The sequence below is a fragment of the Thermoflexus sp. genome, assembly GCF_042408365.1.
Lineage (GTDB): Bacteria > Chloroflexota > Anaerolineae > Thermoflexales > Thermoflexaceae > Thermoflexus.
The window spans coordinates 1-10,797 of sequence record NZ_JBHOQJ010000092.1 but is presented as its reverse complement, the minus strand read 5'-3'; the positions used below and the strand labels follow the sequence as shown (position 1 = coordinate 10,797).

9 protein-coding genes are annotated in these 10,797 nt (G+C 63.4%); 3 read left to right on the top strand and 6 right to left on the bottom strand.

Annotated elements, in window-relative coordinates; genetic code table 11:
* Nucleotides 1-175: 175 nt before the first annotated feature.
* The 6 genes from ACFMO5_RS03880 to ACFMO5_RS03855 all read right to left on the bottom strand — a co-directional run bounded on the left by ACFMO5_RS03880 (nt 176) and on the right by ACFMO5_RS03855 (nt 6,863).
* Complete coding sequence (locus ACFMO5_RS03880) at nt 176-1,330, bottom strand: acyl-CoA dehydrogenase family protein (protein WP_376791448.1); 1,155 nt, start codon at nt 1,328-1,330, stop codon at nt 176-178.
* A gap of 13 nt (nt 1,331-1,343) precedes the next feature.
* A complete protein-coding gene (locus tag ACFMO5_RS03875; RefSeq protein ID WP_376791447.1) occupies nt 1,344-2,312 on the bottom strand; it encodes an acetoacetate decarboxylase family protein in 969 nt (322 codons plus the stop codon).
* Between the two features lie 244 nt (nt 2,313-2,556).
* A complete protein-coding gene (locus tag ACFMO5_RS03870; protein ID WP_376791446.1) occupies nt 2,557-5,214 on the bottom strand; it encodes a UPF0182 family protein in 2,658 nt (885 codons plus the stop codon).
* 104 nt (nt 5,215-5,318) lie between these two features.
* Complete coding sequence (locus ACFMO5_RS03865) at nt 5,319-5,894, bottom strand: DUF4126 domain-containing protein (protein ID WP_376791445.1); 576 nt, start codon at nt 5,892-5,894, stop codon at nt 5,319-5,321.
* Between the two features lie 118 nt (nt 5,895-6,012).
* On the bottom strand, nt 6,013-6,594 hold the full coding sequence (locus ACFMO5_RS03860) for a glycerol-3-phosphate acyltransferase (protein WP_376791444.1): 582 nt from the start codon (nt 6,592-6,594) through the stop codon (nt 6,013-6,015).
* Nucleotides 6,595-6,665: 71 nt separating this feature from the next.
* Nucleotides 6,666-6,863: a MoaD/ThiS family protein gene (locus ACFMO5_RS03855; protein ID WP_376791443.1), complete on the bottom strand. Its 198-nt coding sequence runs from the start codon at nt 6,861-6,863 to the stop codon at nt 6,666-6,668.
* Between the two features lie 411 nt (nt 6,864-7,274).
* On the opposite strand from ACFMO5_RS03855, the gene hisS reads away from it, so the two are divergent.
* The 3 genes from hisS to ACFMO5_RS03840 all read left to right on the top strand — a co-directional run bounded on the left by hisS (nt 7,275) and on the right by ACFMO5_RS03840 (nt 10,654).
* Nucleotides 7,275-8,612 (top strand): histidine--tRNA ligase, encoded by a 1,338-nt coding sequence (gene hisS, locus ACFMO5_RS03850; RefSeq protein ID WP_376791442.1) that lies wholly within the window; start codon nt 7,275-7,277, stop codon nt 8,610-8,612.
* Entirely contained in the window at nt 8,602-9,924 is a 1,323-nt protein-coding gene (locus ACFMO5_RS03845) for a nucleotide sugar dehydrogenase (protein ID WP_376791441.1), read from the top strand. The genes hisS and ACFMO5_RS03845 overlap by 11 nt, the downstream gene beginning before the upstream one ends.
* A gap of 157 nt (nt 9,925-10,081) precedes the next feature.
* On the top strand, nt 10,082-10,654 hold the full coding sequence (locus ACFMO5_RS03840) for a YqaA family protein (protein WP_376791440.1): 573 nt from the start codon (nt 10,082-10,084) through the stop codon (nt 10,652-10,654).
* Nucleotides 10,655-10,797 lie beyond the last annotated feature (143 nt).

The following is a 10,797-nucleotide window of genomic DNA, read 5'->3' as shown; positions in this document are numbered from 1 at the left end:
GCCGCTTACGCGGCCCGCCCTACACTGGAATCCCAGAACTACCTCTGCTCACAACAGAGCACTTTCCCCCTCCTAGGGGATCCAGGTGCTAAGGGGCCTTCATCGCCTGAGATGCTTTCCTGCATTGTTTCGCCCTTTGTTCTCCTCCCCTGCGGCGAGGGGATAAGCTGTAGCCCTAAGCTCTCACCTCTGTCCGTAGACTTTCCGCCAAGACCATCCGGATTGGATCCGGAGCCCCATGGAGCGTCCGCAGGGTCGCTACATCCCGGAGCCGGCCAGCGAAGCCGTAATCCTCCATATAGCCGTACCCTCCGAGGACCTGCATACTGTTTGTCACCGCGCGATAGGCATGCTCCCCAATGGCCAGTTTGGCCGTAGCTGCCCAGCGAAGCAATACGTCATGGCGTATCGCTTTCAACGACATGTCGGCATGGCGCTCCAGGATGGCTTCCAGTATCGCCTGGTCAGAGACGGCTGCCCCCAGAAGCAATTGAACCGCGGGGTGATCGATGATCAAGCGTCCGCCTTGATAGCGTTGCTGAGCATAGGCGCAGGCTTCCCGCAAGCTCCGACGGATAACGCCCAGGGCGATAGCGGCTTGGCCCAGCCAATCGATGGCGATGATCTGTTCCAGCCGCTGATGGGCTTCAGCCCCCCGGAGCAAGATCCGTTCGGGGGCTAGAGGGATCCCTTCCCCATGGAGATGGGCCATCCACACGATCCGCAGACCTAAGCGCTCCGGCAGGGGTTCAACACGTATCCCTGGGGTGGCAGCATCCAAGGCGATCAGTGCCCATTCTTCCCCATCTGAAGGATCGGTCTGGCGAGCGAAGAGGAGGTACCCCTGGGGGGATCCGGAGGCCATCAAGAATCGGAGGGTCCCCTCAAGATAAAGAACGCCGGATGCACTCCGCAACGCCATCCCAGCCCCGGCGGACCCACCTCGCCGGCCGATTGGGATCCCGTATTCGGAAAGCCAGCCCAGGGCCAGCCGAGCCCGCGCTGGGAAGACCGGGGCCCCGTCCAGCGCCAGACAGGCCAGTCCTTGGGCGTGAATCATTGCGGCAAATCCAGCGGAGATCTCGCCCAGGATGGAGAGAACCCGCAAGGAAGGGCGAAGATTCCCCTCCACAGCCCCGCGCCCCCACACGCCCGTGACGAATCCGGGCACGGCGGTGGAGGGATCGGCCACCATCCCGAGCTCCCATGCTTGCTCATAGAGCGAAAGCGCCCGCTCCTGATCTTCGGCAATACCGCTGGCTTCGGCCTGCGCCGCGAAGCGCCGCGCCGTTAATTCCAGGAGCTGGGTTTCCCCATTAGAGGTCCTCATTCGATCCTCCCGATCAAGCCGAGGGGTGCAGGTCCATTGGAGGCGTGGCCCCGCCATAGCGGATGGTCAGACGGCCCATCGCCCGCTCCTCTCCAGGATATGGCGCGTGGGGGCGATCGGCCCGGCCAATCGCCTCGCCGGCGGGGAGGATCGCATATCGCGTTAAGTAACTCTTTGTCGCCACGGACTTGAAGGAGAGGTCCAGCTCCCGGAGTTGTTGGGCGATCGGGTGATCGCCCAGGATAAGTGTTCCCAGCCCCGGACGGAGGCCCAGGTGGTAGATGCCATAGACTGGGATCCGCGTGCGGATGAGTTCTCCATTGCGGACGCTAAAGGTGATGAGGGGACGATTGTCATGAACTACCCAGCCATGCTGCCGGACGGTGAGGGTTAAGATATGGCGGCCGCCCTCGCTGAGGTGCACACGTTGGAAAACAGGGGTCTTCTCGAACTCCATGTCGGCAACGAATTTGGCGTAACCGTAAATCACGCGCCCAGCATCCCGAGCCACGCGGGTGGTTACAGGGAGGTGAAGAACAAACGCTCCCCATCCCGGGAATCGGCTTTCCAGGAGCACAGGGATCCATGGCGGCGCAGGCCGACCGTGAGTGCACAGCAGGACGATCCCCACTTCCCCATAGGGGCCGATGCTGGTGTGAAGGTAATTAAACGCAGCGATTCCAATCAGGGCCCGGCCGTTGGGAGCCAGGACCGGGTAAAGCTGATCGCTGGGCAACAGCGCGCGGACAGCTTCCCGATCGGCTGTGAAGATCCCCAAAAAGCTATCGTCCCGATAGTAATAAATGGGGAGATCCACGCGAGCGGATCCCACATCAATGTTTTGAGCGACGGGCCCACGCCAGCGAAGGAAAGCCTCAATCGCTTCGCGCCTTAACCCGAGCAATGCCCGCAAGCCCTGGATGGTCGCATATCCCAGGGCCGCCATGCCAGCCCATGCCAGAAGTCGACCTTTCCGTTCCATTGCTGCCTCCCTATTGAGGCGGGGCTTAGCAATTCTATCCGGATAGTCCTCCTGTTTCGCGCGTCGATCCATTGGGAGTAACGACCGCCTCGGAGAAACACTCAGACGCGGCTGCACAACATCAGTGGTGGAAGAAGCCCTACCTTATCCCATAGCCCCACCCCACCGAATTCCCTAGAGAAAGATCAACCATACCCATTGGATCATCGCCCCGAGGCCAGCGGTTGCGGGAATCCACAGCGCCTCACCGTCCGCCCACGGTTTGTTGAAGGGTTTCCAGAACCCGGCCCAGCGCTTCGATTTCGGTCCCGTAAGCCGCCCAATCCCCCCGACGGATCGCCTCCTGGGCCCGCTGGTAGTGGGTGTAGGCTTGTTGGATGAGCGCCGCGATGTCCCCGCCTGGAGCGGCGACCGGGCCCGGAGGGCTGGAGGCAGCCGCCGCGCCGATGGCCTGGGCGAGGGCCTGCTCCAACGTCGGGGCCATCGCCACCCGTTGCTCCGTGGCCACGATCACCTGCTTCAGCTCAGGGATCTGGCCTTGCTCAGCCAGCAGGTAGAGCGGCTCCACATAGAGGAAGGCTTCCCCGATGGGGATCACCAGCAGGTTCCCTCGGATGATTTGGCTGCCCCGCTGGCTCCACAAGGTCAGCTGAGCCGAGATCGTAGGCTCCTGATCGATCCGGGCTTCAATCTGTTGCGGACCGAAGATCAGCCGTTCCTTGGTCAGCCGGTACAGGATCACCTCCCCATACCGCGGCGGATCCGAGCGGGCGGCCATCCAGGCGATCATGTTCTGCCGGCCCGAGGGGGTGAAGGGGAGGATCAGGACGAACTCCACCGGCCCCTCTGGATCCAGCCGCGTCCGCACATAGTACGGCTCCATCTCCTGGGTTTGATCCGCGAAGATCTCCAGGGGGATCGCCCATACATCTTCTTTGTTGTAGAAAGTCCGGGGATCCTGCACGTGGTACGTCCGCAGGATCTCCGCCTGGATCCGGAACAGGCCCTCCGGGTAGCGCAGGTGGGCCCGGAGCTCCTCCGGCATCTCCGAGAAATCCCGCCACATCGACGGGAAGACCCGCCGCCACACCCGGATGAGCGGCTCATCCTCAACCACATAGAAGGTCACCGTCCCATCGTAGGCATCCACCACCGCCTTCACGCTGTTCCGGATGTAGTTGAGGCCTTCGTGGGGCTGACTATAGGGATACCGATCGGTCCAGGTGTAGGCGTCCGCCACCCACACGATGCGTCCGTCCAGGATCACCGCGTAAGGATCCGGATCGAACCGCAGGAAGGGCGCCAAGGTGCGCAGGCGGGTCCGGAGATCCCTCCAAAACAGGATGCGGCTCTCCGAAGCAAGAGCGCTGCTCAGCAGCAAGTTGGGATCGCCGAAATACATGGCGAAGAGGAGACGTCGCGGCAGGCCGCCCAGCCGGACTCCCGTCCGACCCTGATAAGTGGTGGTGACGTTCTCCTCGCCCCGCGGATAGTCGAACTCCGGCACGGCGGTGTTCACCAGGGCGAAATCGACCGTTCGCTCACCGAAGTAAATCTGCGGCCGGGTCAGGGGGATCGTCCCTACGGGTGGGATATCCTTCAGCAGGAACTGGGGAAGGCCTTCGGGGGTGAAGGCGCGGACGGGGACGACGACGGCGCCGTAACCGTGGGTGAAGACCAGGTGTCGGTTGATCCAAGTGCGCGCCGGCGGCGGGAGGGCCTTCAGATCCAGCTCGCGGACGCTCAGCATGACCTGGCGATAGATGCCGTTCACGCGGTAACGATCCACATCCACATCGGCGAACACATAGTAGGGGCGAATGCCCTGGATCTGCTGGAGGGTCTGGAGCAGCGGACGGTAATCCCAGAGGCGGATCCCATCCAGGATCTCCGCGCTGGCCTGGATCTCCTCCGGGGTCGGCGCTTCCCGTGGGGAGAAATCCCGCTCCTGGAACCGATCCAATCCATAGGCTCGTCGCGTGAAGGCGATGCTGTGGGCGAGATAGGGGCTCTCGCGCGCCAGCTCATTGGGCCGCACGATCAGCGCTTGAACGAGAGCAGGGTAGACCTCGAGGCCCAGGAAGGCCAAGGCAAGCCAGCCCCCGAAACCGACGGCGAGCAGCGCGGGCCGCCGGAGCCACAGGTTGAGGAGCAGCCCAAGGGCGAGGAGAACCATAAGGGCGGTGAGGAGATCCAGCACCGGCAGTTTGGCGTGAATCTCCACATAGCCCGCCCCAAAAGCGATGGGCCGCTCCGCATAGAGCAGCCGGTAGGCGTCGAAGCGGTAGCTAACAGCCATCAGCATGAAGAAGCAGGCGGCCAGGGTCGAAAGGTGGGCCCAGCGCCACCCTCGGGGGACCGGCAGGAGCAACGGGAAGAGCGCAGCGAGGGGGATCAATCCCCATTGAGCGGTTCCTTGGAGGAACGTCCACAACGGCCACTGGAACACATACCAGCCGACATCCAATCCGAAAATGGGGTCGGCGATGCCGAACCGCTCCGCGTTCAGCGCTAGGAGAACCGTCTCCCATCGCCCCTGAAGGGCGAGGCCGAAGAGGAACCCAAGGGCCCAGGCGAGGCCCACCCATAGACGGGGAGAACGATTCGCCGCCCGCGCAGCCAGGAAGGCGTTCCCGCCCAGGAACAGGCTGGCGACGGCCCATCCGATGAGGAAGAGCAAAACGCGCGCCCGCCACTGGGTCCACAGGACGGCTTCGTAGCCGAGATCGCGGAACCACTCCCAGGTCACCCATAGGCTCAGCAGCCATCCAGGAAGGAACAGCAGAACCGCCCACAGCCCGAACAGGAGCAACCCCCACCTCAGCCACCGCTCCCACTGGAACCCTCGGAGATCGATCTCGATCGTCCGCTGCCCGAAACGGCCGCGCCCTCGCCACGTCATTCCGACCTCCAATGTTTTGGATGGGATGATCACCATGGGAGCATCCACAAGGGGTGCCCCTACTGGATCCTGGACCGGCCTTTTGTGGTTACCTGGAATTGTCCTTATCCGGATGGGTGGAGCGTCTGCTTCCTCCGAACCCGCTCTGCAACCCAGAGCCCGAACAGGATCCCCAGCGCTAAGATCCCCCACGCGGCCAGGACGGCGATCAAGCTGACGCCGAGAGCGGCCAAATCCTCCAGGACGCTCAGCACCGGCGTGGTCACTGGGGCGAGAGGCGGCGCCCCAGCTTGGACGACCCGGCGAAAAGCGGCTTTCAGACTGTGAACCCCACCGGCGATCAGCAGGCCGCACGCCAGCGCGAGGGCTGGGTGGATCTCCCGGATCGCCCCGGTTTGAGCGCCGAACAGGAGGGCTCCCGCCGCTGGGCGGACGAACGTCTGGATCCCATCGTTGATCGCATCGACTGCGGGGATCTTGTCGGCGAGAAATTCAACGAGTGCCAGAAGGAAGAGCAAGCCGATGATCGCCGGGTGGGTCAAGGCGTCATAGGGCGGGGACAAAGCGACCCAGTCGGTGAAGCGGGCCAAGAGCGCGACCACCAACAATGGGATGTAGGCATTCAGGCCGGCGGCGGCCGCCAGCCCGAAGGCGGAAAGCAGAGTTCCTATATCGTCCATCCCCGCCTCCTAAGTGGAAGGGCAGAGGGAGCGCCCGTTTCCACGCGGATCCGATGGCCTCGACCGTACGAACGAGAGAGAAACAGGGCGCGGGCGGTTTCCTCCCTTCAGACTTGGGTCATCCAGGCCGAAGTGGGCGGGGGAACCGACCGGAGCGCCGGATCTGATCGATGAGCTTCTTCACCCCCACGGTGGGCAGCAAGGCCACCGGATAGAGGACATACCGCAGATCGCGCCCCAGAAGCAATGGGAGGAGCGGGAGCCAGATCATACCGACGAAGAGGCTCTCATCCCAGCGACGAGTTAGGCGGTAGGCGGCCAGGAACACCGCGATCGCGAACAAGGTCTCCCATGGAAGCAGGGCGAGCATCACTCCGAGGGTGGTGGCCATTCCCTGGCCGCCGCGGAAACGGAGGAACGGGGAGGTGTCGTGGCCCAGCACGGCGGCCAGGCCGGCCAAGAACGCATAGGGTTCCGAGAAACCCAGCGCCTGAGCCCAGCGCACCGCCGCGTAGCCTTTCAGCATATCCAGCACCGCCACCAAGACCCCCCATCGCCAGCCCAGGTGGAGCCACACGTTGCGGGCCCCCGGGTTGCCATCGCCCACCGTCCGGATGTCCAGCCCGGCCACCCCCTGAGCCACCAGATAGGCCGTCGGGATCGATCCAAGCAAATAAGCCGTGAATAAGACCGCGAGCATAGGGGCCTCCGATCAGATCAGAAAGCGAACGGGAAGCGGGGGGTTGCGCTCGCCGGGGGCGAGTGCCTCGCTCAGCCCTCGCCCCCCGAGATCACGGCGATCAACTTCACCTCGTCCCCATCCTGGAGGATCGTGTTCTCATGAAGCAGTTTCCCATCCCGCACGGCCAGCGTGATCTCCGGGCTCAGGCCCACCTGCTTCATAGCCTCCCGGACGGTCATGCCGGCCGGCACTTCGAACACCTGGTTGCGATAGATCAGACGAACCATTCCCCCTCCTGCGCAGAGGATAGATTTTTCGTCCGTCTCGCCAATACTTCATCGCAGAGATAAAAAGATAAAGATATAGGAAAATTCGAAACGGAGATCGCCAACCAGGCCTTTAAGGAAAATTTTCTGTGAGGGATGGATCGCTCACGCGGCTCGTCCCTCCCAGAAAATCCATTTCGGATAACTGCCTCTGTTTGCAACCGAGCAGCCCGCCAATCATACTTGGGCAGAAACCATAGGCTCCCGCAGTTCATTATAATTGGAGCGACGCAATTCGCCTTATGTAGGCGCTGGGTGGGTCGAGCGCTGAAGGCGCTTGACTTTCCCAGGAGATCCGATGGGCGGCCTCTCGGGGGCCCAAGGGGCCCGTGAGAGGAGCGTGTGGAATCCCATTGGCGAAGAGGGGCGAAAATGGAACCTCGCTTGCCACGTGGAATGCGGGACATCCTTCCCGATCAGATGATGTTGCGCCGGTACGTGATCCGCGCTTTCGAGGAGATCTTTGAAGCTTATGGCTTCGAGCCGCTCCAGACGCCAGCCCTGGAGCTGCGGGAGACGTTGATGGGCAAATACGGGCCGGACGCGGAGAAGTTGATCTACGACGCCCGCCACCGTGAGGGCAAGGAAGAGCTCAGCCTGCGGTATGATCTCTCCGTTCCCCTCGCCCGGGTGGTGGCGATGTATCCCAACCTCCCCCGGCCATTCAAGCGCTATCAGATCGCCCCCGTCTGGCGGGCGGAGCGACCTCAGAAGGGCCGCTACCGGGAGTTCTACCAGTGCGACGCCGACATCGTGGGCACTTCCTCCATGGCTGCCGACGCCGAGATCGTTGCCTTGATCGAAGAGGCCCTCGTCCGCCTGGGGTTTCGGAATTTCATCATCTTGCTCAATGACCGCAAGCTGCTCACCGGCCTCGGACGATATTCCGGGGTCCCCGAACCGCTCCTGGGGAGCCTCTACCGAGCCATCGATAAATTCGACCGCCTGGGCCTGGAAGGCGTGCGGGAGGAGATGCGCCGGTATGGAATCCCTGAGGAAGCAGCCGGGCGCATGCTGGAGCTGCTTCGCATTGAGGGGGATAACGCGGAGGTTTTAGAGGAACTGTCCCGGCGGATGCGAGAGGCGGAGATCCCTGAGGGCTTGGAGGGGATCCAGGAGCTCCAAACCCTGCTGCGGTTCCTGAATGAGATGGGTGTGGCCCCGGAGCACTACCGGATCTCCTTCACGATGGTCCGCGGCCTGGAATATTACACCGGGCCGATCTTCGAAACCGTGGTCACCGAGCCGAAGATCGGCTCCATCACTGGCGGGGGCCGTTATGACGGCTTGGTCGGCCTGTTCGCGAAGCAGAGCGTCCCGATGACGGGGACCAGCTTCGGGATCGAGCGGATCATCGATGTGATCCAGGAGCTGGGGATGGCCCCGGCCGATCTGCCCCGCACGCCGATTCAGGTGTTGGTGACCGTCTTTGATGAGCCCCGGATGGGAGCGTCCCTTGCCCTCACCCGGACCCTCCGGCAGGCCGGCCTTCGCACGATGCTCTACTTCGAGCCCCGCCGGTTGGAGGCCCAGCTGCGCTACGCCCATCAGAAAGGGATCCCCTTTGTGGCCATCCTCGGCCCGGACGAGGAGGCCCAGGGGATGGTCACCGTCCGGGAGATGAGGAGCGGGGAGCAACGAACGTTGCCTCCAGAGGAAGCGATCCGTTGGATTCAAGCCACAGTGGGAGGAGGGCGGGATGGCGGATGATCGAGTGGGGGTGATCGGGCTGGGATACGTGGGGCTGCCCTTGGCTTTGGCGTATGCGGAGGTGGGCTGCGAAGTGGTGGGGGTCGATGTGGATGCAGGAAAGGTGGCGGCCCTGAGGGCTGGGAACAGCCCGATCCGGGATGTGCCGGTGGAGGCGCTGCGAGCCGCTCTAAGGAGCGGACGGTTTCGGGCCACGACGGACTACGCCGCCCTGGCGGAGGTGGAGGCGATGTTCATTTGCGTGCCCACCCCCTATGATGCGATGCGCGCACCGGATCTTTCGTATGTGCGGGCGGCGGCGGAGGGGATCGTGCCCTATTTGCGACGGGGACATCTGGTGATCCTGCAGAGCACGACGTATCCGGGGACCACGGAGGAGGTGGTGCGGCCGATCCTGGAACGGAGCGGGCTGGCGGCGGGGGAGGATTTCGATCTGGCCTTCTCGCCGGAACGGATCGATCCAGGGAACCGGGAGTGGGGGGTGCGGAACACGCCGAAGGTGGTCGGGGGGGTGACGCCGCGGAGCACGGCGCGGGCGGCCGCGCTGTTGAGGCGGTTGGGCGCGCCGGTGCACGAGGTGTCCTCGCCACGGGTGGCGGAGATGAGCAAGCTGCTGGAGAACATTTTCCGGAGTGTGAACATTGCCCTGGTGAACGAGCTGGCGCTGCTGTGTGAGCGGATGGGGATCGACATTTGGGAGGTGATCGAAGCGGCGAAGACCAAGCCTTTCGGGTTTATGGCTTTTTACCCCGGGCCGGGGGTCGGGGGACACTGCATCCCAGTGGATCCTTATTACCTCTCCTGGAAGGCGCGCGAATACGACTTCTATACGAAATTCATCGAGCTGGCAGCGGAAGTGAACCAGGCGATGCCGTTTCACGTGGTGCACAAAGTGGAGGAGGCGCTGGATCGGTTCTTGGGAAAAGGACTGCGAGGGGCCCAGGTGCTGGTGCTGGGGGTGGCCTTCAAGCGGGAGGTGGACGATGCCCGCAACAGCCCGGCGGAGCGGATTATGGAGCTGCTGCTCGAGCGAGGGGCCCAAGTGGCTTATCACGATCCCTACGTGCCGCGGTTTCGGGTGGGCGGCGATGCGTTCCGGCGGGAGCAGCAAGAGCTGACTTCGGTGCCCCTGAATGAGGAGTGGCTGCGATGGGCCGATGTCGTGGTGATCGTGACCGGGCATCGGGCGGTGGATTATGAGCGGGTCGTGCGGGAGGCACGGTTGGTCGTAGACACCTGCAACGCCACGGCTGGGATCCCGCACGGCTCCGCCATCATCGTCCGCTTGGGTGCTCCAATGCCGGACCGCTGAGGAGGCGGAGGCTTTAGTTCCTCTAGTCCCCCGGACGGTGTATGGGGTTTTCGAATGGGGGCTTTGGGGGCGTTGGCCTGCACCAACTCATATTCTCATCGGATGAAGCACTACCCTTCAAAGTAACCGCTGAGCGGTTCAAGTAAGGGAGGACCTGGTGGAAATCCAGACGAAGACGGTTTCCAAGGGGCGTTTGTGGGCTGCGCGGGTGGCGGTGGTCATCATCTTGATCGGTGCGGTATGGTTCACCCTGCGCTATCGGGATCACTTCCAGGAATGGGCCCGCTTCGGCTACCCGGCGATCTTTTTGATCAGCGCGTTGACCAATGCGACACTGATCCTCCCATTGCCCGGCTTAGCGGTGACCACGCTGGCCGGTGGGATGTTCAACCCATGGATCGTGGGGATCGTGGCCGGGCTGGGTCAAGCGGTGGGGGAGTTGAGCGGATATCTCGTGGGCTATGGCGGCCAGACCCTGGCGGAGGACCTGCCCCAGTACGCCCGGTTGGCCCGCTGGATGCGCCGTTACGGCCCCTGGGTGGTCTTTATCCTCGCGCTGATCCCGAATCCGCTCTTCGACGTCGCCGGGATCATCGCCGGCTCCACTCGTATGCCCGTGCTCGCCTTTCTCCTCCCCTGCGCGCTCGGGAAAACCTTGAAGAATCTGATCGCCGCCTGGGCTGGGTTCTACGGGATCGAATTGCTGCAGCGATGGTTCGGTGGATTGTAGGGGCATCCCTTGTGGGCACCCCTATGGGGGCGGGCCTTGTGCCCGCCCCCACCATCTCCCTGGGTGCCGATGGATGAAATCGGGGGAAGCGGATGGCCCTACCCCCCTTGATCCCCCCTCCCCACGGCCCAAAGGGCCGTGGG